The organism is Methanolobus vulcani, assembly GCF_900100715.1.
Lineage (GTDB): Archaea > Halobacteriota > Methanosarcinia > Methanosarcinales > Methanosarcinaceae > Methanolobus > Methanolobus vulcani.
Map to the genome: position 1 here is coordinate 42,360 of NZ_FNCA01000011.1, position 23,262 is coordinate 65,621.

A 23,262-nucleotide genomic window follows, 5' to 3' on the forward strand; every position below is an offset into this window, starting at 1 on the left:
AAAGTAGCTTTGTACTTACCGGATGTTCTGTCAGTTCAGCAGATCCAAAATTAGTAAAAATAGTCTATCTATCAATTCAAGTATGGTCGCTCGTTATCGAATAGATATATAAAAAAGCATCCGGTTTGCCATGGAACCGGATACTGTTTGTAATATAATGCTTATGTTATGTCAACATCCACAACGTGCTCGCTCATGATGAGCATCGTGTTGTTGATGTGTGCATTAACGCTTGATGAGGTCACATTGTCAACTGTGAATCCCATGTCATCGAGATAATCTTCCCATTTGTATGCGTGGGTGCTGTTTATAAGCACACTGACATTGGCGATTGATGAAGTCATGTTCATACTACTTGAATTATGTCTCAGGTTAATTGTAGCGATTCCTTTTCCGGACATCTGTGAATATCCACTCAATGATACTATTCCTATATTTGTTACAGTGGTACCTTCAAGTGAAGTGACATATATGGGTGGTTCAGATACCATCACAGTGGCATCATGCGGATATTTCTTGAAAACTCCTCCCATCTCATAGCTTATCATTTTATCATCTCTGGAGAACACTATCTCTCCAGTGGGATATTTTTCCATAGGGTTCCCATCATAGGCCACAGATATGGAAGAGTGATTGCTAACACTTATTGAAGAACTCTGAAGCTTGAATTTAAGCATTTTTACAGGTGTCTGGTCAAATGCTACTCTTTCGATATTGCTTTGCAGAACAATGAAATTCTGTTCTGCGCTTTCAAATACATTTGCATCCATATTTGTCTGCAGTGCCGGGTATCCTATAGCATAGATAACTCCCATGGACAGGGTAACAATTGCAAATAACAGTATATATCCAAGTGTTTCGGAAACTGCTGCATTCCTTCTATCTTCTCGAGTCATAACTGATCATATGATTTGTTGAACTGCTGGATGCAGTACCATTGATCGGCATTGTCGTAGCAATTCCACCGATCGTAACTCTTATTTTCTTTCCAGAATCGGATGAGACTAATTCTATTATCTGGTCCGTATAGGCGATGTCCGCATTGATGATATATGTTTCAGTGCCTACTTTTGGCGGGAGATTGTACTCAGTATCAATCCTTCCGTTTGCCGGAAGAATGAGATACATATCCGTTATCATTGTGCTCATCATGTTCCCGATATCGCTCATCTCGTTCTCCATTACCACTTCGTTTGGTGTGTGCATGAATATCTCATCGGAGTTGACGCTCACGATCATGAAAAATCCGATACATATAAGGGAAAACAGGATGTATTCGAAAAGAAGTGATACTCCTTTTTCATCAGCAAAGAACCGTTTCATTTATTCACCTCAATTAGTTCCGGTTCAGCCACATAATGAGTTATTCCGTCATCGTAGGTAATGTTTACAAGTACCATGTCAATGTCATCCATAGTATATTTCCCGGTAGTGGAATTTATTGAAACCATGGACACATCAACAACTTCCCCATGCACAGCATAGAGCTTCTTCATTTGTATACTGTAATTGTCAAACAATTGATCAAAGGCATCAGGGACTGTTTCATTGGTTGTGCTGTTAATGTAAAATGACATGCTCCTGATCATCCGGGCATTGTCATGTGTGTGCAGGTTGAGTTCTCTTATGTTCTCTTTTGGAAATTCAAGGGCTGCATTGGATGAATGGTATCCTGCAAGAATTGCCTGATTTGCCAGTACGGCAAGTCCTATGAGTATAAGTGATATCACAAGACCTGAAAGTGCTATCCACTGTCCCTTTGTATCTTTTCTCAGACTTCCCATGCTGTCAACCTCACTTCAACCACTCTAAGTTCAGTTTCTCCAAGATTCCAGCTTCCTCCCATCTCAGACACAGTTTCGTTTGTAAGCGTTACAAAGTGTCTGGTGACCACTGAATTCTTTCCGGCAGGTCCTCTGATGATAGCATTGTCAACTTTCAGATCTCCGTTTTCGATGTATGCCAGGTCTACATTGTATAATGTATCCGGCAAGAGATACTGAAGTCCGGCGTCCAGCTCATCCAGATTGCCTGTCATGTTATCAGGATAACTTGCTTCGGTCATGTCCCAGCTTGCAATACATTCTGTCAGGTTATACTGGTCAGAATCCACAGGATTTCTATCCAGGACCGTAAGTGCATCTGAACTGATCTGTTCAAGATGTACATCAATTGCAAGCTCATTCTGTGGTGTGACTATCATCGTACTCTGCGTGATAGTAAGTATTGTAAGTGTCATCAGGACAGCCGCACCAAGTCCTTCCAGTGTATGCAGCTGTGCTTTATCGTTCATTCCCACACCTCCACAACAAGGTAAGCAGGTTCGTAATGTGTGCTGTTCCAGTCGTTATAATCAATAAAAGGAGGTCCTGGCGTGGGTAGGGTTACATTCCTGAACTCAAGGTCAAGTCTGTACTCAGAAGACGAACTGAAAAGCTCTTTGTCAAAATTAAAAGACAGGACATCTGTTGGTGATGACAATGAACCATTGAAGGATGATTTTTCCCACCCATCAATCTTGCAGACTGTATAATTTGATGGTTGGATCAGTGTGGTTCCATCAAGGCTTGCATTAAGGAACATGGGAGACAAACCTGTAAAATTCAGATCGCAGATCTGGATGGTGATGTTTTCCACAAAAGGACCGGTTATATTGATAGTGGCTGTGTTGACCAATTCACTTGTGAGATCATCTCCTGTAAAGCTTGCAATGGTGCCTTTTTCCATCAGCACTATCCGGGTGATCTTTGTGGTTTCCTTATATTCAGGGACTATCTGTCCTCTTATTATACTGGTATTATTCAGCATCAGGACATTTCCATCCTGCGTAAATGAAATGTTGTATCCATAAGCAAAAAGAGTGTCATCGACGTTGTTATAGAGTCCCAGCATCTCAATGAATGTTGTCTTGTCAACGTTCATCATTTGTAGTGTTTTTTTTCTGGATATGATGTTTGGACTGTTAGTGAGTTTTGAACTCAGGTCGTCATCAACTGCAAGCCCTATTCTCATTACATTGCCGGGGTGTTCCTCCCAGTCAGTACCACTACTTGTACTGTTGCCCCACCATCCGGTGTCTTCTACAAGAACAGTGGCTGTACGGTATGCAGTATAGTCCAGACTGCTTTCACCTGCTGAACCAGACATGAACATGCCTGGTATAAATTGTACTGTGAAGGTCAGAGCAATGAGAAATAATGATATTCCTAGCAGGAAGTCAACTGCAATTTGACCCTTGTCATCCATCATCTTTTCAATGTATATGCACCCTAATATAAAAAAGATTTGTTAAAAATAATCTTATTTATGCACATGTGTGCATCAATGCACACTTTTGAGTACTTATACAATGTTTAATTAAGGTTTACCAAAAGGTCATTCCTGCTTACGTGGAGATATGTGATGCTTCCAGGCATTCCATCATAATATAGTGTAAGAGTAGACTCATCATAATCCACTGGGTCAGAACCTCCACCATTACCGTGTCCACCCATGCCCGGGTGATTAAGATTGAATATGACCGTTCCTTCCATTGTGATAAGTTTCATGTAATGTTGGGTAAGATTATAGAGTGATGTCTGATCCCCACTTGTAAAATCCATGTCCGGTCCTGTTCCAAGAGAACTGCTGCTATTCCATGAGAATGAGGCAACAGGTTCGTCGTATTCACACATGAAAGTCTTATCAAGAAGGTCAACAATGGAATCTTCATCTTCCTGTGTACCATTGATAAGGAAATAACCCTGTCCATCCCATGTTTCAGTTCCTCCTCCAGGTGCAATGTCTTCATAAATAATATCCATTACAAGACGGTTTGGACCATTTTTCTTTTGAAGAGTATAGGTAAGGGTTCTTGTTCCTGAACTTGCAGTAATCTGGTAATTACTTGGATTCAACCCGGCATTTCCTCTTGCTTCAAGGTCTAAACTAAAATTGTATATTGGTGCAGGATTATACTGGTTCACTGCTCCTACTTTGAAATTTTGTTTGAGTGAATCTTTTCCCATGGCAGGAATAACTTCCAGTTCAATAACAGCAGTCATATTCTCATCATCAGTTGTTGCACTGGCATATGCGAGGGAATTTGCATAATCCGCCCAGGCAGTGTAAAATTCACTTTTTATATAAACTATAACTTTGTCTGAAGTTAGTGGATTTGTCCTGTTCAGATTAGTAGCAGGGTCTGGATATAATATGGTCGGCATGTTATCTGAGCTAACGGTAACTGCTACATCGGATGCTCCTGATGATACAGCATCTCCCTCTATTCTCATAATTGGGAGTGTCAGGGTTTCTCCATTGTAATGAAATTCAGGGGGTGATATCATTACAGATTTTCCATTAGGATACTTGGACCATACACCTCCACCCTCATATCCTATAATGCGTTCATCATTTGTGAAAACAATACTTCCCATTGAGGAATTAAACTCATTCATGCCTGTGGACGCAATATAATTTTCCCACGAACCCCATTTGTTCTTTTTAGATTCAAAACCGCTGGTTCCACTGTACCATGAAGAATTCATATCTACGGATACAATAACTATCTTGCTGTCATTGTACGCTTGATTGTTCCCATTTACTTTAATGTTCCCTTTCATCATGGAAAACGATGTAGTCTGGCTTGGGGATTCGCCAAGAGCAACTTTGCTTGTTCTGGAGTCAAATACAGTGAAGGCCTGTTCCACTTTCTGTGCATTTGCCATGTCTTCCATCTTATAGATAGTAGGAACTCCGTAAAGAAAAATTACACTTATTGATGTAATTGTAAGTGCAAGTATTGCTACTATTCCTACAATTGCCGTTACGGCATTTTCCGATTGTATAAACTTTTTCATGTAATGCCACCCACAGATTATTCTATTCCACTGTAACACTCATGGGGGATACTGTTATGAAAACATCTATGTTATTCGGGCTGTAACTTTTTTCCATTGTCAAGGTTTTAGTGCTGGTATTGATGGAGACTGCTTGCATCCCGACCGATTCGTTCAGATATTTTTCCCATGCTTCATAGTATTTGCTGGATAGTGTTATTTCTACATTTGATACATTTTGGTATTTCTCTACAGAGAGCTGCCCACCATCTGATATCACTCTGATAAGTCCTGATCCGGATATTCCACTGGAGCCGGTAATTGTTACCATGGGTATGACCAGGGAATCGTCTCCGTATGCAAACATGGGTTCTGATACGATCACTGCCTTACCAATAGGATATTTTGCCCACGCAGCTGTATTTTCATAGGCTACTGATGTGTCAACATACTGGTTTTCTATCATGCGCATTTGTCTTTCAAATGAAAGAGAATCTACTGTGGAGCTTGTTTCGTTCCAGAGATCCATGGTAATATTCATGTAACTGGTGCCGCTAATGGAAACTGTGGATCCGCCGTACATTTTCAGTTCCACTGATTGTGAAGGTGCTTTCCCCAATGCTATCTTGTTCATATTGGGTGTAAGTACTGAAAAACTCTGTTTTATATTCTCAATGTGTCCGGATTCTTTCATGTGCTCGATCATTGGATAACCTGCAAGTGCTATGATGCTCATTGCCAGTATCATTATTCCCAGCGTAATGCTGAAATCCAGTATTTCCGATACTGCATCATTGGAACTCAGTAGATTATCTTTTTGTCTCATTTCTGTTCCCTGCATATCAGCTTATTATTATGGCGTTTGAATCCTGATCGTACATGATCACAAAATTTTCTTTGGGGCTATTCAATGTAGTTGAAAAGACCACCGTATTCTCTGCATAATATGGTATCTTTACTATGGTTTCTTCTCGACCTTCGGACATGAATACAATATCTCTGGTACCGTTCACAAATTCCACAGAGTACGGCTTACCTGCTATTTTTGCTGGCAGTCGAATGTTATATTCTAATCTACCCACCTGGGAACCAGAGTCTATAGCACTACCCGTCATGGTATCTATCGTAGCGATACGTACTGCGATATCACTTCCATGTATCTCGAATTCGTCACGCATGACCGTTTGCTCTGCTCTATCCATCAGTGAATAAAATGAGCTAAGCACTGTCATTAGTATGATCACCGTAATGGAAAAGGTAAGTATGAATCCAACAGTTATCGAAACAGCAGTGTCATCATCCTTAAAATTACGTAGTTTCATGCAACCCTCCCTGGCAAAGATATTGGAAGGGTACGGGTCATTTCCATTTCATAGGAATGCATCGTTATAGTAGGATTGACGATCCAGTATCTTGCAAATCTGTAATCATCACCGTTGGTCAGTTTTCCTTGTAATGTGAAATCACCGGCTGAGTTACCTCCACCTCTAACATTTATGGAGTAATCTTTTCCATCGGTATGGGACTGGAACTGATATGTTGCTATATCTCCTGTTATATTGAGGTAGGATGATCCTGTAACTGAACCTATGCTCGATGTCCCGTCTGATATATTTGCCTGTATTGTTCCGCTGGAATTATAAAGTTCAATTGACCAGAGTGTCCCTGAATTGTTGGTTGCTGCTATCAAAAGACTGTCTGAGCTGTCTCCCAATGTAGTACTGTTCACCTCTATTACAAAAATATCCGTAATATTCACATTACTAACAATTGTCCAGTTATCTCTTCCATCGGATAATCCGTTCTGAGTATAGTACGGTTCAGATCGTGTATTATTTTCAAAATAGAATGTGAATCCTGATATGGCAAAGTTCTTGGATGCCATGTCCTCATATACTTTCAGGTGTTGTTCATATGTTGTGTTGTCAAAGCTTCCTGACTCCATTGAAGCTTTATAGGCATCCTCATAAGCTTCAGTTGTGATCTGGATTGCATTTGCTATCTCATAACGTGAAGTATCTATACTAGATTCTGAAGCGATGTTGCTAGCATATATTACATTGTTCAGCATAATTGTAAGTACAACTATGCCAACTCCCACAGCAAATCCTGCTAGAAGAAGTAGCTGCGCATTATCATCAAATTCTTTGATTCTCTCACGTTCCAAATCTCTCACATTCTCCAGAGTGTCATCTTGACGTTAACGATATTGTAAAAATTACTACTGTTATCAACATCAGGTATTCCTGTGTTGATATAAAATGTAGAGTTACTCCCTACATCGTAATTTGAAAGGTATACCTTTTTTGAGATAATGACAGCGTTGTCCGAAGGATCTCCATTATAAATATAAGGCCTTGAAGCTGTCAATCCATTATCATCTATCCACGTGAAATGGACATTATGGGCAATTCCTCTTGGGGTTGCTATAAAATTGAGTATATCAGCAAGCGAACTGTTTGTAAGGGTTAGATTGCTACTGTCTCTTGATACATATGATGAGCCTTCCCACACAAATTCAGTTCCATCCCAGTTCTTAACATCCTTTTTAAGGGCTGAATCGTGATCATAACCTTCATAGGAAAGAGCGTTCAGCATGTCCTGTCCCATGGTCTGCATCTGGGCTTCAATATGCGCGTTAGCAGTTGATGATGTTAGTGGTGTAAGTGAGGTTGCCTCTACGGCAAAAACAATAACTCCTATCATTATGAGTGCTGCCATTACTGCTTCCAGTGTATGCATCTGGGCTTTTGCATCAGGTATGAGAATATGTTTTTTCTGAGCCGTTTTACCACACCCTGAAGGACATTATAGCCATTTCCGCTTCACCGTTCTCATCATTTTTAACGAGGACTATCCGTTTTGTTTGGCCGACATTAACACCCGGAGGAATTACTTTACCTGCTGTATTCATTACTGATGTCTGGTTCTCCATCGTGACATTGAAATCATATCTCAGATATGAACCGGTCAGTCCCAGATAATCAATGTATGAATCATAATTTGTATCTATTTCTGTGAATAAGATGTCAACTTTTGCTTTGTTAACAAGATTCGGGACAGTTTCATCTCCTTCACTCAGTATCTTTTCAACAAGTGCGGTGGATGTCCTGTCAGCTATAAGTGTTATTTCATCAGAATTTGAGTGAAAAGGTGTAAATATTCCGGAAGTGTAATTGAATATAAAGAGGACCGCGAAAAGGAATATGACTATTCCTATAAGGTAGTCAATGGTAATCTGTCCCTTGCTATCCATAAATGCCCCTTATTGCAAAACTATGTAATTGTTACATCATGCTTACACAATATACAATTCAATATTATATAATATTAATATATTGCTATACTTGGATAAATATTATCCCAAACAATTTAAACTAAATGAAGCATATCATAATCCTTGATGGATGAGATAAGAATAATCCACACAGGGGATACACATCTTGGATACCGGCAATATCACAGCGATGTTCGTCGGAAGGATTTTCTTAATGCTTTTTCTGCTGTTGTGGATGATGCTGTTGATATGGGTGTGGATGCTGTAATACATGCAGGCGACCTGTTTGACTCACGTAATCCCACACTGGATGATATTCTTGATGCAATGGGACTTTTTTCAAGGCTTAAAAGTGCAGGTATTCCATTGCTTGCGATAGTTGGAAACCATGAGAGCAAGCAGAACACACAGTGGCTTGACCTGTACAGCAGTCTCGGACTGGTTACCCGTCTTAGTAGTGAACCTTACAGGCTGGGTGAAGTGGCTATCTACGGTATTGACAGTGTGGCAAAGACAAAGATACCATTATTCGATTATTCCATATTCGATGGCAAAGGAACTGATGCACGCTACAGTTTTCTTGTGATGCACCAGCTCGTTAACCCATTCTCATTCGGTGACTGGGACATCAGGGAGGTCATTGATTCAATTCCCTTCGATATACATGCGGTGCTTCTTGGTGATAATCACAAGTCTGAGATTATCAAAGTCGATGACACATGGGTTACATATGCCGGAAGTACGGAGAGGAACAGCACATCTGAAAGGGAACCCCGGTCATATAATATTATCACTATAAGGGACAGCGGAATAGAGATAAGCAAAAGGATCATCCCTACCCGTGATTTTCTGTTCATTCCTGTGAATGTGAATGAAGGATCAGATGCCCTTGAAGATGTTTTTAATGCCATTATGGAACACGACATTCATGATAAGGTCGTGTTTATTGAGCTTTCAGGTGATGTGAAGGCCCGGCTTGATTTCAGCGGGATAGAGAAGTTTCTTCTCTCAAGAGGTGCTCTTGTTCCTGGAATAAAGGACTTGAGGGCAGGAGTTGATACGCTGAACGATCCTACCTTGAAAGTTGTTTTCTCAGACCCGGATGATGTGATCAAGGAAGAGATAAGGAAAATGAATCTTACCTCAGGAGGTCTTCTTCTTGATGATCTGATAAGGGATTCCCAGATAGCCAAGACCAGAATTGGGGATGAGGCAGAACTCAAACTAGGTGAGCTTCTGGAGAAAATCGATTTTACAAATCCTGTTCCGGTTTCAGTTCCTGTTGAAGGGATTGTTTCAGAAACCTCTGATGAGCAGGACATGCAGTCTATTGCTGAAACCTCTGTTTCTTACTCTGAAACTGAACAAGTTCCCGAAGTTTCCTCTCAGTTTGTGGAAGAGGAAAAAGCCGAGTTTGAAAATAGTGAAGACTATTCGAGGGAGGAATCTGATGTTGAAGTTTCAGATTCAGGTTCTGCTCCAGAGCATGATACAAAACCGATTGAACCTGTGGCTGATAATAAAAGTGTGGTGCCATTGGAAAAAGAGGATTCCAGTGTATCCGGGGAAGCTGAAAAGAAGTCTTCTTCTGAGAAAAAGAAGGATGAAGATACTCATAAACCACGACAGTACAATCTGGGTGATTATCTGTGATGCTAAAACGCCTGAAAGTTGAGAATATAAGGAGCTACAAGGAGCTTGACCTGTCCTTTAAGGATGGAGTGACCGTAGTTTCAGGTGTGAACGGAAGTGGCAAATCCAGTCTTCTTGAGGCATGTTTTACAGGACTTTTCGGGAGTAAGACTCTGGATAAAGAATTCGTTCTTTCTGACATCATTACAAAAGGTGCTTCCAAAGCATCAATACTACTTGAATTTAAGCAGAATGGCCATAATTATTCCATTGAGCAGTCTTTCAGGAATGACCCTGAAAAAGGACGTGCTTCTAATACTAAATCCGTCTTCAAAAGAGATGGTGAGATAATATTCGATCAGGCTTCCCGTACCTATGAGGCCGTGACGTCACTTCTTAATATGAACGAAGAGGCGTACCGCAACTGTGTTTACATCAGGCAGGGAGAGATCGATGTACTCATCAATTCCAGACCAAAAGACCGCCAGAAAATGATCGATGACCTGCTGCAACTTGGGAAACTGGAAGAATACAGGGAGAGAGCTTCAAGTGCAAGGGTCGGTGTAGGAAGACACCAGAGAGACAATGAAAGACGGATAAAGGAACTGAATGCGGACATTCAGCTTTTTGAGGATTCAGACCCAAGCGGAAGGCTGGCAACCTTGAGAACGAGGTCTTTGCAGATAGATGAAGAAATCTCCTCCCTGAATGAGAAAAGAGATCAGGCACGCAGTCTTATTGATGAGGTTGCAAAAAAGTTGTCAGAATTAAGTGAGCTTTCATCCAAAAAAGAAGCTGTGCAGCAGCAGATAAAGGAACTTGCCGACCGCAAGTCCCGTTCTTTCGTTTCTATTGACACACTTTCAAAGGATATTCGCTCACGCAGGGAAGCTCTTGAACTGAAAAAATCACGGATTTCTGAAATAGAATCAAAACTTTCAGTTGATTCAAAGGAAGCTGATTCCCGTGTAGCTAAAATTGATGATGAAGAACGTTCTGTTCGCGACAGGTTAGCTGAAGTGAAAAGCAAGAAGGCGGTTGCTGAGAAAGACCTTCTTAACATGGGGCAATCAATAAAAGATGCTGAAAAACAGGTAAAGGCTCTTGAGGATGGGACGGCGGATGTACAGTCCAGAATAGAATCTGTTCATACTGAAACTAAAAATCATAAACATAAGATCGCTGAACTTGAGAGCACACGTAAGGAGATTGTTTCAAAAGTTTCCTCTCTTGGATTCAGTCTTGAGAAACTTGAAAATATCGATGATGTTCTTGATCTTGTAAATGATCAGCAGAAAAGGTTTCATGGTCTGGAATCTGAACTGAAGGTAAAGATCTCAGAATTGAAAGCCCGGCTTGAAAAATCAAAAAAGCTGCTGGAAGCTGGAAAATGTCCGACATGTGGGCAGGAGCTGAAAGGTTCTTGTGTGGAGCAGTCCACTGTTGAGGATGATGAGGCGCTGGTAAAGCTGGAATCTGAACTTTCAGAGTTGCAGGTCAAGCAAACCGAAACTGAGGCAAGGGTTGAGAAAATAAAGTCTGCAAGAAGCTGTAAGTCTGAGATTGATGCTGTTCTCCGCGATATTGAAAATGAAAAGGAAGCAATTGAGCGTGATGAAAAAAGAGTTGAGGAGTATCAGGTTCGTATAAAGGCTGATGAGGTCAGAATTAAGGAATTGTTTTCTGGTAAAGAGTCTCTGGAGAAGACTCTTGAAGGAACTAAAACGGCAATCCATCAGATTATTCTTGATGTGGAGTCTGTTCAGAAAGAGCATGTAGCAGTTCTTGAAAAACTTGCTTTACTCAGGGAAATGCAGAAAGCTCTTGGAGAATCTGAGAAGATAAACTCTGAGATTCTTCAGATGAATGATAAAATAAAAGGCATTCAGGAACTGGTTTCTTTATTCGATGCTCAGATAGGTGAAAAGAAAGAATTACTTGCAGATGTCGATAAGAGTATTGGTGAGTTCGATAAGAAAGAACTGGAAGTCCTGAGTCAGAAATACGCTGCTGCTTTTGAGAATATCAATTCCATGATCGATAAACTGAAGCTTGAAAAGGATGAGGTTATGAAGAAAGCCGGAATGGCTGAGAATGATCGTAAGCGGCTTTCCGATATGAAGAAAGGTCTTACTGTGCTTCAGAATAAAGGTGATTTCCTGCGGGCTGTGTATTCTGATGCGGAAAATCTTGAGAGTATGTATATGCGTATTCGTGCCCAGTTGCGTTCGAGCAATATTCAGACACTTGATACGCTCATCAATGAGATATTCACGTTCATGTATTCCAATAATGCGTATTCTCACGTGACACTGGATGCTGATTACAACCTGACTGTTTTTGAGAAGGATGGAACCGCGCTTGAACCTAAACTTCTCAGTGGTGGTGAAAGGGCACTCTTTAACCTGGTGCTCCGCTGTGCTATCTATCGTTTGTTGTCACTTGGAAATTCCACGCATGCAGGGGAAGGTCTTCCGCCTCTTATTATGGATGAGCCGACGGTTTTCCTTGACCGTGGACATGTTCACCAGCTCATCAAACTTGTTGACATGATGAGGGAGATAGGAGTTGCCCAGATACTTATTGTATCTCACGATGAGTCTCTGATAGATTCTGCAGACCATGTATTTGCAGTTGAAAAAGACCCTATTACGAACAATTCTGCCATATTTGCCCGGTAAACTGCCCTTTGAAACGCTAAAACGCAGGTCAAATTAAATAATTATTTATTGCTTGAATAAAATACAAGAGACTACCATAAGGTATATTATACTTTTATTCATATATTAACATGGTATTTTCGCGTAACAGCGATGAGGGACTGAATGGATTTGCGAGGCTTTTCATGAACACTGAAAACAGGGACTTTGTCATTGAACGCCTTGAGCGGCAGCTCAAGGAAAAAGAAGCAGAATTAGACGATATTAAAACCAATCTCCGTGAGTCTATACTCCGTGAGATCAGAAGTGATCTTAAGAACGATCTTGATTTTAACAATCGTATAGCTCAGCTTGAGCGTAAGGTCCAGTCCATAAGCAGTAATCTTAACGGGATAATGGATGAGCTTCTTGACCAGAAATCAATGATCAGATCACTGAAAGAGCTTTCAGTTTCAAAAGAAAGGAAAGTTGAGCCAAAAGCTACACCAAATCTTACACAAGATCTAATGCCTAATACGGTACCTAAGGTCGAAAAGCCGGTTTCAGAAGCAGCTCCTGCTGAATACTCAAGTCCCAGGGTTTACAGGCCGGAACCTAAACCTGTTTCAGCTTCATCCAGTGCTTCACAACCTAAGAGTGTATCACCTTCATCGATGGTTCCTCCGTCAAACCCCTCAGTTCCTAAAGAACCCGCATCTTATGCAAGTCACTCAAATCCAAAATTTTCTATCAGATCTGCAGAACCAGAGTCCGTTTCCAGACAATCTCCTACTGCACAATCCTCTAATATGCGTTTTAATGTGAGAGAAGTTCCTTCTGTGAAACGTCCCGAAATGCCTGAACCTGAACCAAGGTCCGAATATATCATTGCAGAAACCGATGATGAACGTCAGATGAGACTCAACAGGACATCACGTCAGGAAAGGGACTCCTGCAACTATATTGTTGCTGAAGAGGACGGTCCAGCTTCATGCAATGATGATAATGAAGATTCTGATTACGAGTCCGTAGAGGCACGTGAGGATGAAGATGCGGTAATAATGACTACCACACGAAGAAAATGACCTTTCATAAAAACAGGGGAATCACGTGCATATCAAGGAACTTGAGTTTATAAACTTCAAATCCTTCGGGAAAAAGGTAAAGATACCTTTTTTTGATGGTTTCACTACCATATCTGGTCCGAATGGTAGTGGTAAATCTAACATAATAGACGGTATTCTCTTTGTGCTGGGTCTTTCAAGTTCCAGGACCCTGAGAGCTGAGAAGCTCACCGATCTAATATACAATGGAGAAGGTTCTAAAAAACCTGATTTTGCTCAGGTTACTATTCGTTTTGACAATGTTGATCGTGAAATGCCATTCGACGCTGATGAGATTTCCATCACAAGAAAAATAAGGGAAACAGATTCCGGTTATTATAGTTATTTCTATTTCAACGGTAAGGCTGTAAGCCTTACTGATGTTCATAATTATCTTGCAAAGGCCCGTGTAACTCCTGAAGGATACAACGTTGTGATGCAGGGAGACGTTACCCGTATCATCAATATGACTCCCGGTGAAAGACGTAAGATTATTGATGAGATTGCCGGTGTTGCTGAGTTTGACAGCAAGAGGGACAGGGCGCTCAGCGAACTTGAGATCGTGCGTGAGAGAGTTGAAAGAGTCGATATTATCATTGAAGAGGTTGGTCAGCAGCTTGAAAAGCTAAAGACGGAACGTGATCAGGCTCTCAAATACCAGTCTCTTAAAGAAGAGAAAATGAAATTTGAAGGCTTCGTTCTGCTGGCAAAGCTGAAGGATGCCAAAGTAGAACTCACAAATGTTGCTGACGACATTCTTGCAAAAGAGGAAGTTCTTGCCAAACTGGAAGTTGACCTCGAAGCCAAAAGAATTGCTGTGGATAAACTCGAGCAGGAACTTGAGGAAATGACCCTCAACATCCAGAGGATGGGTGAGGATGAGCAGATTCAGATCAAGAAGGACATTGAAGGAATCCGTGGTGAAGTTTCAAGGTGTATGGACACCATTGAGATCTCAGAAAAGGAAATGGAAGATGTTGAATCCAGAAGAAGAAAAGCCTTTGTGGATATCGATGATATAAAAGGCAAGCTTGAGGAACTGGATTCCAAAATCTCAGAAGAGACAATGCGTAAGGAAAGCATCCTTGCTGAAATGTCTGATCGCAAGACCGAACGTATGCTTCTGCAAAGCAAGATCGCTGATGTGGATGCGAAGTTTGCCCAGACCCGAGATGAGTTAAGCACATTGAAATCCCGGCTTGAAGCTGTTAAGAATGAGAAGAATGAGCTTATGCGTCAGGAGGACCGCCTGCTTGATGCCCAGAGAAGAAAGTCTGTTGAAGCAAGGGATATTGAGAGTGAGATAGCGGATGCGAAATCAAAGGCAGAATCTTCAGGAAGCGACACAAAATCCGTAGAATATGATATTGATAAACTCAACGAGAAGATCGATGCCCTGACCAAGGACATGGATGATCTTGAGTTCACACGTTCCCAGTTAAAAGTTATTGTTAAGGAATTTGAGGATGAGCTTCGAAAGCATGAGAATGATTATGCCAGGATCGAGGTTCGTGTAAGGGCAGCAGAGGACCACAGTAAGTATTCCAAAGCAGTTGACATGGTGATGAATGAGAAGAAACATCATGGCCTGCCGGGAATTTACGGAACGATTGCAGAGCTTGGTAGTGTTGACCAGAAGTATTCCAATGCGCTGGGAATTGCTGCCGGCGGACGTATGCAGGCAGTTGTGGTTGAAAATGATGAGGATGCTTCAAGAGCAATCTCCTTCCTGAAACAAAGGCGGGGTGGCAGGGCAACTTTCCTTCCACTGAACAAAATGGAATCCCGCAGGCCGTACAAGGATCTTTCTGACAGGGAAGGAGTTATTGGCTATGCAATTGACCTTATTGATTTTGATAATAAATTCGAGGCTGCATTCTGGTATGTTTTCAGAGACACTCTTATTGTTGATACATTGACGAATGCACGCCGCTTGATGGGTGGCCTGCGTATGGTTACCCTTGAAGGCGAGGTCATTGAGAAGAGCGGTGCAATGGTGGGAGGTTCCCAGCAACAGCAGTCCGGTCTTTCCTTTGCTGCATCTGAAAAGGATAAACTTGTGAGGATAGCTGAAAAGATTACCGAGCTTGATTCCAAGCGCAGCAATGCTATCAAGAAACTGGATCAGGTTGAAGGCCATATTGCTCAGATCAACCGTGAGATCCACGAGCATGATAAGGAAATTTCCAAGAAGCAGATGCAACTTGAAGAGATATCAGGCAGGGGCGAGCGTCTTGAACAGCTTATTGAGGCTAAGAGCCATGAACTTGCAGAGATCGAGGAAGCCCGTAGTCAGCTCAGGGAAGAAATGGATGTCACACTCACAAAGAAGCAGGAGCAGGAAGAACTTGTGGCTTCGCTTGAAAAAGATATTGAGGTCCTGGAAGAGAAACTGGAAGGCTCAGAGGTTCCTGAACTTAACAGGCAGGCTGAACAGCTTGACGAGGAGATCAGGCGTCTGGATGGTCGTGTAAGGGATATTGAATCCACTCTAAATGCTCTCAATCTTGACCGCAATTATGCGTCTAATAAGATAGAGGAGAACAGGGAACTCATCAAGTCCATGGATGAGAAGAAGAGCACTCATAAGCAACGCGTTTCTGATCTTAAGGACAAAATAACTGAACTTGAGGAATCTCTCAAGGAGAAGCAGCAGCGTGAACTGGAACTTGCTGATGAACTTAAGGAGTTGCAGCAGGAACGTGCCCGCTTGCATGATGAACATGTTGCGTTGAAGAAAGAATTCGATAAATTCAAGGACAGGTTCGATGAGGGCAACAGGCAGATGATGGCTCTTAACGCAACAAAGGAAGCCCTTGATGAGCAGGTAAGTGATCTTACCGAAGAGATTCAGAGACGTGGTATAGAGGAAACCGGGGAAGTTCCTAATTATGAGACCGTGCGCACAAGGATAGCTTCTATCGAAAGAGCAATGGAACGCCTTGAACCTGTTAACATGCGTGCGATTGATGAATATGACGAAGTTGAAGCAAGACTTGATGAGCTTGTAACCAGACGTGACACTCTCTCGTCTGAAAGGGAGCAGATCCTTGAGCGTATAAAACAGTACGAGCAGCTCAAAAAAGACACTTTCATGGAAACCTACAATGGTATTAATGAACCATTTAAGGAAATATTCCACGAGCTTTCTGATGGAATCGGTGAGCTTGTCCTTGATAATTATGAAGATCCATTTGCAGGTGGTCTTACACTTAAGGCGCAGCCAAAGGAAAAGACACTGCAGCGCCTTGAAGCGATGTCAGGAGGAGAGAAGAGTCTGACTGCGCTTTCATTTGTTTTTGCTATTCAACAGTACAGGCCGGCACCTTTCTATGCATTCGATGAAATTGACATGTTCCTTGACGGAGCAAATGCCGGAAGGGTTGCACAGCGTGTGAAAAAGGCAGTTAAGAATGCACAGTTCATTGTTGTGTCCCTGAGAAAACCAATGATCGAAGCTGCAGAGCGCACGATCGGTGTTGCAATGCAGGAAAATAACATTACAAGTATAACGGGAGTGAAATTACGTTGAACGAAATAGCAGAAGATATGGAAATGGTTCAGGCAGTCGACATTGCCCAGATAGCTGATGTTTCGTTACCATGCACCATTGACCCTGAGTTTGTTGAGACTTTGAGGGGTCTGGGTGTTGATGAAGCCCTTCTGGAATTCCCTGAAGATGTTCTCAGCGAACCTGTTGAGATCCTTATGAACCTTGCAAAGGATGGCGCTATCAATCCATGGGATATTGATATTGTAAATGTCACTGACATGTTCCTTGAGCGTGTAGAGGTTATGCAGATGCTTGATCTGCGCATCTCCGGCAGGACGCTTCTTTATGCAGCAATCCTCCTGCGCATGAAGTCAACGGGAATCGTTCAGGAAGAAGAGGAAGAAGACTGCTTTGATATGTTTGATGCTGAGCTGGATTTTTATGAGGTTGACGAATATCCTGTTCCAAAATTACCGATCAGGCGCAGGGCGACCCGTCCAGTCACACTTCAAGAACTTATTGTTGAACTGCGTAAGGCTGAGAAGGTTGAAACCCGAAGGAAAGATCGCAGTGTTCACCGCAGGCTTGAAGAAAAAGCAGCAGTAACCACAGACGAAGTCCTTGGAATTGCACACGAAGAGGACATTCTGGGACGTGTGAGGGACATGGGTGCAATGCTGGAAAGATCCTTTGAAGACTGCGAATTTGTTATCCTTTCAGATCTTATGACCGATGACCGGTCTGAAAATATCATGACATATGTTTCATTGCTGTTCCTTGCTACTGAAAAGAAGGTCTGGCTTGCTCAGAAGGAACTTTTCGGAGAACTGTATGTTTATCCATGCAATGAGGCTTGTGATATTGTAAATATAACTGAGGCTGCGTGAGGTGTATTCACAGTTATGAGTGATAAGGAAGTTATCGAAGCAGCACTTTTTGCTGCCGGAGGCGCACTTGACGCTACAACGCTGGGCAGACTGATCGGCAAAAATAAAACGAAGGCTATTCCTATTGCTCTTGAGCTCGTGAAGGAGTATTCTGAGCGTGAAACCGGCCTTGAGGTTCTGGACCTCGGTGAACGTTATGTCATGCAGGTCAAACCCAAATATACTGATGATGTAAGGCCTCTTGCTCCAAAGGAATTGAGTGCACCAATGCTTCGCACACTTTCCATGATCGCATATCATCAGCCGCTTGTCCAGTCAGACCTTGTCGACATGAGGGGTAATTCCGCTTACGACCATATCAGGGAGTTAAAGGAAAGGGGATTTGTTGAAGCGCTTCCTCACGGCAGGACCAAGATTTTACAGACTACTTCTCTGTTTGCCGATTATTTTGGACTTGAATCCAACGACCCTGAACTTGTGAAAAAGAAGATAATTGAACTTTCCCGCGTCCAAAGCGGGCAGAATGGTCTTAATAAATGGCTTGGCAGGAGATTTATTGGTGTTACTCCAATGTATGAGTCCCTAATGCAGCTTTGTGGCATAAAGGAATACAAAGTTATCAATGCTTATGATCCAACAGAAGAGGAACTTGAAGAGCTTGAGGATGTTTACAAGCTGATAATCTCAAAAGGTTATACTGAGAAAGTAAGCAAATACTATGACGGAGAGATAATCGAGGTCAGTTCAACTACATTTGATGATCTCATTGATTCTATCAAGCTGCTTGAGAATGTCTGGGATGAAGACACCGCAAGTTCAAGTATTGACTCCATAACTGAGCTCAAAGAGCGCTATGTTTCCAAGGCTCTTGTGATTAGCAAGAAAGTTCAGCCCGCCACAGATATGGTTGCGCGCATCGTCAGTGATTTGCGTCTTGGTGTGTCAGCTACGGGAATTGTCATTGCGCCGGATTATGGCCAATCGAGTGAGGGCGTGGAAGTCTCAGAAGGAGCTGACATTTTGATTCCCACACATAGAGGCATGGATGGTGACCTTATAGAGCGTATATGCAGCAAATATGACGCAGTGATTGATGGTCTTAAGAGGTTTGAAGATGAATGAGATTGGATATAAGTATCATTTTCTGAACAATAAATATTAAAACTTTTAGCATTTTATCAGTTTCTTAAAAACCTATATAAATGAGAGGGTATAACTTTATATACTGAATTGTTGAATATTAGCCCGCTTTAAATATGAGGATTATACTATGTCAGATTACAACATCAAAATTGAAAATGTGGTCGCATCTACCAAGCTTGCTGAGGAGTTCGATCTTACAAAAATAGAAGCTGAGTTCGAGGGCGCGGAATATAATAAACAGAAATTCCCTGGTCTTGTCTACCGTGTTTCTGATCCAAAAGCCGCATTTTTGGTCTTCACTTCCGGTAAAGTAGTATGTACCGGCGCAAAGAATGTGGATGATGTTCACACTGTCATAGGCAATATGGCTAAGAAGCTTAATGACATCGGCATCAAGACAATCGAGGATCCTGAGATCACAGTACAGAACATTGTTGCGTCAGCAGACCTTCAGGCAGTTCTGAACCTTAACGCAATTGCAATCGGGCTTGGTCTTGAGAACATTGAATACGAGCCAGAACAGTTCCCTGGACTTGTTTATCGCATTGATGATCCTAAGGTAGTAGTACTTATTTTCAGCTCAGGAAAGCTTGTGGTCACCGGTGGAAAATCACCTGAGAATTGTGAACAGGGTGTTGAAGTCGTAAGACAGCAGCTTGACAGCATGGGTCTGCTTTAAGACCTTTCATTTCTATTTATCTATAGATGTCAAACGAAAATGTTTGTATTTTGTTGCCCACTTTAAACGAAGAGGCTACCATAGGTCAGGTCATCAGGGATTTTCGCTCCGAAGGTTTTGACAATATTCTTGTAATTGATGGTAATAGCAAGGATGGGACCCGTGAGATAGCCCGGTCTGAAGGTGCACGGGTAGTTGTTCAGACCGGTAAAGGAAAAGGTCAGGCTATCAAGCAGGCTTTTGAGCTTATTACTGAGGACTATGTTGTCATGGCCGATGGTGATGGGACTAACCTTGCAAAGGATGTTCATGCTGTGCTTGGTCCGGTACTTGAAGGCAAGGCTGACCATGTAATGGGTAACAGGCTTGTGGATTTTGAAAAAGGAGCTTTTACAAGGCTTAACCTTTTCGGGAACAAGGTAATAAACAAGATGTTTGGCATGGCATATGGTGTCTGGCTCAATGATATTCTTACAGGTTACAGGGCATTTAACAAAAAAGCCATCAAGTCCTTCGAACTTAAAAAAATGGGATTTGAGGTAGAATCTGAGATAACTATCGAGAGTGTGAAGAAAGATCTCAGGATAGTTGAAGTCCCGACCACATACCTTGCCAGGAGTTCTCAGGGAGCTACAAAGCTGAATCCGCTTAAGGATGGTTTCAGGATAGGTTCTACGATCTACAAGATGGCCAAGCTTCATAATCCGATGTTCTATTTTGGAATAATCGGTGGCATTTTCATTGTGGCTGGTCTGATAGTTGGTATTTATGTAGTCCATCAGTGGTTCCATGGAATTACACGTATTCCAATGACCATACTCACTACTTTGTTAGTAGTTGCAGGTTTTCAAATGTTTATTTTTGGAATGCTCAGCGACCTTATGGTTACCCTTCACAGGGAAAACATGCGCATGCTCCGTAAGATTACTGAATATATTGAAAAGGATGATGACTGATCTTTCACGAGTCATTATCTTTAAAGGCGAAGTTTCAGTGATTGTAATATAATGTCATTTTTTCTGTCAACAAAACAATCTTAGTTGTATTAATGATTTCGGGGGATGGTCCATTCTCTGTCTTCTAGACCTCTATTAGGTCTATTGATTATTGTTTTTCGAATAATTAATCTTATCTATTTTTTGATTTTTAAATGAAAAAGCAGTATCTATAAAGTTAACTTGACTTTATCTAAAGTTTATTTTTTGACAAACATTATATACGATTTGGTTATTGTAGGTTACATCTAATCTTGAGGTATAAACAATGACAATAGTTACAGATGCAAAAAATGGTAAGATCACAGAAGAGATGAAGATCGTTGCCGAGATTGAAGGCAAAGACCCAGAGTTCATCAGACGTGGAATCGAATCAGGAAGAATCGTAATCCCAATGACTCCATACAGAGACATAAAACTCTGTGGTATGGGTGAAGGTCTTACAACTAAGGTAAATGCATCCATTGGTGCATCATCAGACATCGTTGACCTTGACATGGAAGTGCAAAAAGCAAAGGCAGCAGAGGCAGCAGGCGCAGACACACTTATGGAGCTCGGTACCGGTGGAGACTTCCTTGGTATCAGGAAAGCTGTATGTGACGCAATCTCCCTTCCAGTAGGTTCAGTTCCACTCTATCAGGCATTCATCACAGCAGCAAAGAGAGACGGTTCCATTGTCCACATGACAGAGGATGACCTCTGGCATGCAACCGAGGAACAGGCAAAGCTCGGTACAAACTTCATGGCTATCCATACAGGTATCAACAACATTGTCCTTGACAGGTTGAAGGCACACGGCAGATACGGTGGTCTCTGTTCCCGTGGCGGTGCATTCATGAGCACATGGATGCTGCACAACGAGAAAGAAAACCCACTTTACGCAGAGTTCGATTACCTTTGTGAGATCCTCAAGGAACACGAAGTTACACTCTCAACCGGAAACGGAATGCGTGCAGGTGCAGTAGCAGACGCAACAGACAGAGCACAGGTACAGGAGCTCATCATCAACTCTGAATGCGCACAGAAAGCACACGACAAATACGACCTTCAGGTTATCGTAGAAGGACCAGGTCACGTACCACTTGACCAGGTAGAGATGAACGTCAAGCTCATGAAGGCAATGAGTGGTGGAAAACCATTCTACATGCTCGGTCCTCTCGTATCAGACATCGGTGCAGGTCGTGACCACATCGTAACAGCTATCGGTGCATCAGCTTCCGCAGCAGCAGGCTGTGACTTCCTCTGTTACGTAACACCAGCGGAACACCTTGCACTTCCAAACCTTCAGGATGTAGTTGAGGGTGTCAAGACATCAAAGATCGCAGCACACGTCGGTGACATGGTCAAATACCCAGAAACAGCTCGTCAGGTTGACCTTGCAATGGGCAGAGCACGCGCAAAACTTGACTGGGAAGCACAGTACAAACTCGCACTTGACCCAGAACTTGCAAGGAGTGTAAGGGATAGCAGAGCACCAGGCGACGAAGACGCATGTACCATGTGCGGTGACTTCTGTGCTCTTAAGATCGTAAACCAGAACTACGACCTTTGCAAATAATGCTATAGGGCATTATTTCTCTTCTTTTTTCTTTTTTAAATGTACACAAAAATTATTTTTCTCTTTTTTGTAATGTTTTTAAACCCACTATCAATGATGGGTCTTCCACACCTGGAATATATATATATATTTTTATGATAATTTATCTCCCATATTATTGAGGGTCACATCGCAAATAAGGCGAAATGGTTTTTTCTGCTTACAGTATCATTTAAACATGTATTTATAGCAAAACTGACTGAAATTATATTTATGTCAGTAATCACTCTTACTACTGATTTTGGCTCTCTTTATCCTGCATCCATGAAGGGTGTCATACTCAGTATAGATCCTGATGCCACAATTGTTGACATTAGTCACTCAGTGCCTCCCATTGACATTAGGGCAGGTGCGTTTGCTCTCTATTCTGTGGTAAAACATTTCCCCTCGGGAACAATCCATATAGGTGTGATTGATCCGGGAGTAGGTAGTGACCGCAAAGCGATAATTGTCAAAGCAGGTAACCAGTGGTTTGTAGGGCCTGATAATGGTCTTTTGATCCCTCCGGCACGTCTGCTTGGAGATATTGAGGTATATGAAATAATAGAAGACGAAATTTCGGAGCATATCTCATCAACTTTCCACGGTAGGGATATCTTTGCCCCGGCAGCTGCACATTTATCTAATGGCATGGATGTCCTGGAAATTGGCCGCAAAACAGATGATTATGTGGACATGGATTTTTCAGGTTATACAATAGAAAAGCAGTTCATCGAAGCAACTGTTGTTTACGTGGATGATTTTGGGAACATAATTACCAATATCCCAGGTGAGAAGATACTGGATGAGATAGAAATAGGTACTGTTCTTTCCGTATCCGGCAGGCAAATGCCTTTCCTGAATACTTATAGCGGAGTTTCAAAATGGGGATTGGTCGCATTAGTAGGAAGTCATGGATTCTTTGAGATAGCAGTGAATCAGAGCAGTGCTTCACGTCTGCTTCATATGACTAATGGAAATAGTATAAGGATAGGAATTATTGGCAAGACTTAACTAG

At 41.9% G+C, this 23,262-nt stretch carries 21 protein-coding genes; 10 read left to right on the top strand and 11 right to left on the bottom strand.

The annotated features are described in order from the left end of the window. Window positions 1-161: 161 nt before the first annotated feature. From BLP52_RS12840 to BLP52_RS12890, 11 genes are all read right to left on the bottom strand, one after another. Window positions 162-896 carry a DUF7289 family protein gene (locus BLP52_RS12840; RefSeq protein WP_091710891.1) on the bottom strand — a complete coding sequence of 245 codons (735 nt, stop codon included), beginning with the start codon at window positions 894-896 and terminating at the stop codon, window positions 162-164. Then, complete coding sequence (locus BLP52_RS12845; protein ID WP_091710892.1) at window positions 880-1,323, bottom strand: hypothetical protein; 444 nt, start codon at window positions 1,321-1,323, stop codon at window positions 880-882. The genes BLP52_RS12840 and BLP52_RS12845 overlap by 17 nt, the downstream gene beginning before the upstream one ends. Beyond that, window positions 1,320-1,784 carry a hypothetical protein gene (locus tag BLP52_RS12850; RefSeq protein ID WP_091710893.1) on the bottom strand — a complete coding sequence of 155 codons (465 nt, stop codon included), beginning with the start codon at window positions 1,782-1,784 and terminating at the stop codon, window positions 1,320-1,322. The genes BLP52_RS12845 and BLP52_RS12850 overlap by 4 nt, the downstream gene beginning before the upstream one ends. Further along, complete coding sequence (locus tag BLP52_RS12855) at window positions 1,772-2,293, bottom strand: DUF7288 family protein (protein ID WP_091710894.1); 522 nt, start codon at window positions 2,291-2,293, stop codon at window positions 1,772-1,774. The genes BLP52_RS12850 and BLP52_RS12855 overlap by 13 nt, the downstream gene beginning before the upstream one ends. Beyond that, complete coding sequence (locus tag BLP52_RS12860; protein WP_091710895.1) at window positions 2,290-3,249, bottom strand: DUF7287 family protein; 960 nt, start codon at window positions 3,247-3,249, stop codon at window positions 2,290-2,292. Before BLP52_RS12860 ends, BLP52_RS12855 begins: the two co-directional genes overlap by 4 nt. A 104-nt stretch (window positions 3,250-3,353) precedes the next feature. After that, on the bottom strand, window positions 3,354-4,841 hold the full coding sequence (locus BLP52_RS12865) for a DUF7289 family protein (protein ID WP_091710896.1): 1,488 nt from the start codon (window positions 4,839-4,841) through the stop codon (window positions 3,354-3,356). Between the two features lie 22 nt (window positions 4,842-4,863). Then, window positions 4,864-5,646 (bottom strand): DUF7289 family protein, encoded by a 783-nt coding sequence (locus BLP52_RS12870; RefSeq protein WP_091710947.1) that lies wholly within the window; start codon window positions 5,644-5,646, stop codon window positions 4,864-4,866. Window positions 5,647-5,662: 16 nt separating this feature from the next. Next, window positions 5,663-6,142 (bottom strand): DUF7266 family protein, encoded by a 480-nt coding sequence (locus tag BLP52_RS12875; protein ID WP_091710897.1) that lies wholly within the window; start codon window positions 6,140-6,142, stop codon window positions 5,663-5,665. Continuing rightward, window positions 6,139-6,996: a hypothetical protein gene (locus BLP52_RS12880; RefSeq protein ID WP_091710898.1), complete on the bottom strand. Its 858-nt coding sequence runs from the start codon at window positions 6,994-6,996 to the stop codon at window positions 6,139-6,141. Before BLP52_RS12880 ends, BLP52_RS12875 begins: the two co-directional genes overlap by 4 nt. After that, window positions 6,993-7,562: a DUF7288 family protein gene (locus BLP52_RS12885; protein ID WP_091710899.1), complete on the bottom strand. Its 570-nt coding sequence runs from the start codon at window positions 7,560-7,562 to the stop codon at window positions 6,993-6,995. The genes BLP52_RS12880 and BLP52_RS12885 overlap by 4 nt, the downstream gene beginning before the upstream one ends. A gap of 46 nt (window positions 7,563-7,608) precedes the next feature. Beyond that, window positions 7,609-8,076 carry a DUF7287 family protein gene (locus BLP52_RS12890; protein WP_091710900.1) on the bottom strand — a complete coding sequence of 156 codons (468 nt, stop codon included), beginning with the start codon at window positions 8,074-8,076 and terminating at the stop codon, window positions 7,609-7,611. Between the two features lie 147 nt (window positions 8,077-8,223). On the opposite strand from BLP52_RS12890, the gene BLP52_RS12895 reads away from it, so the two are divergent. The 10 genes from BLP52_RS12895 (at window position 8,224) to BLP52_RS12940 (ending at window position 23,258) form a co-directional block, all read left to right on the top strand. Further along, on the top strand, window positions 8,224-9,750 hold the full coding sequence (locus BLP52_RS12895) for a metallophosphoesterase family protein (protein ID WP_238380836.1): 1,527 nt from the start codon (window positions 8,224-8,226) through the stop codon (window positions 9,748-9,750). Beyond that, entirely contained in the window at window positions 9,750-12,410 is a 2,661-nt protein-coding gene (locus BLP52_RS12900) for an AAA family ATPase (protein ID WP_091710902.1), read from the top strand. Before BLP52_RS12895 ends, BLP52_RS12900 begins: the two co-directional genes overlap by 1 nt. Window positions 12,411-12,520: 110 nt before the next feature. Continuing rightward, window positions 12,521-13,453, top strand: coding sequence for a hypothetical protein (locus tag BLP52_RS12905; protein WP_091710903.1), 933 nt, complete (start codon window positions 12,521-12,523; stop codon window positions 13,451-13,453). Between the two features lie 25 nt (window positions 13,454-13,478). After that, window positions 13,479-17,003, top strand: a complete 3,525-nt coding sequence (gene smc / locus BLP52_RS12910) for a chromosome segregation protein SMC (protein ID WP_091710904.1) — start codon at window positions 13,479-13,481, stop codon at window positions 17,001-17,003. After that, the gene (locus BLP52_RS12915) at window positions 17,000-17,851 is read left to right on the top strand and encodes a segregation and condensation protein A (RefSeq protein WP_238380837.1); all 852 of its coding nucleotides are present in this window, start codon (window positions 17,000-17,002) and stop codon (window positions 17,849-17,851) included. Before smc ends, BLP52_RS12915 begins: the two co-directional genes overlap by 4 nt. A gap of 15 nt (window positions 17,852-17,866) precedes the next feature. Then, window positions 17,867-18,973: an SMC-Scp complex subunit ScpB gene (gene scpB, locus BLP52_RS12920; protein WP_091710905.1), complete on the top strand. Its 1,107-nt coding sequence runs from the start codon at window positions 17,867-17,869 to the stop codon at window positions 18,971-18,973. Between the two features lie 148 nt (window positions 18,974-19,121). After that, complete coding sequence (locus BLP52_RS12925; RefSeq protein WP_091710906.1) at window positions 19,122-19,673, top strand: TATA-box-binding protein; 552 nt, start codon at window positions 19,122-19,124, stop codon at window positions 19,671-19,673. A 26-nt stretch (window positions 19,674-19,699) separates the two neighbouring features. Further along, window positions 19,700-20,629 carry an S-layer glycoprotein N-glycosyltransferase AglJ gene (gene aglJ, locus BLP52_RS12930; RefSeq protein ID WP_091710907.1) on the top strand — a complete coding sequence of 310 codons (930 nt, stop codon included), beginning with the start codon at window positions 19,700-19,702 and terminating at the stop codon, window positions 20,627-20,629. A gap of 307 nt (window positions 20,630-20,936) precedes the next feature. After that, on the top strand, window positions 20,937-22,226 hold the full coding sequence (gene thiC, locus BLP52_RS12935) for a phosphomethylpyrimidine synthase ThiC (protein ID WP_091710908.1): 1,290 nt from the start codon (window positions 20,937-20,939) through the stop codon (window positions 22,224-22,226). Between the two features lie 252 nt (window positions 22,227-22,478). Then, window positions 22,479-23,258 (top strand): SAM hydrolase/SAM-dependent halogenase family protein, encoded by a 780-nt coding sequence (locus tag BLP52_RS12940; RefSeq protein ID WP_091710909.1) that lies wholly within the window; start codon window positions 22,479-22,481, stop codon window positions 23,256-23,258. Window positions 23,259-23,262 lie beyond the last annotated feature (4 nt).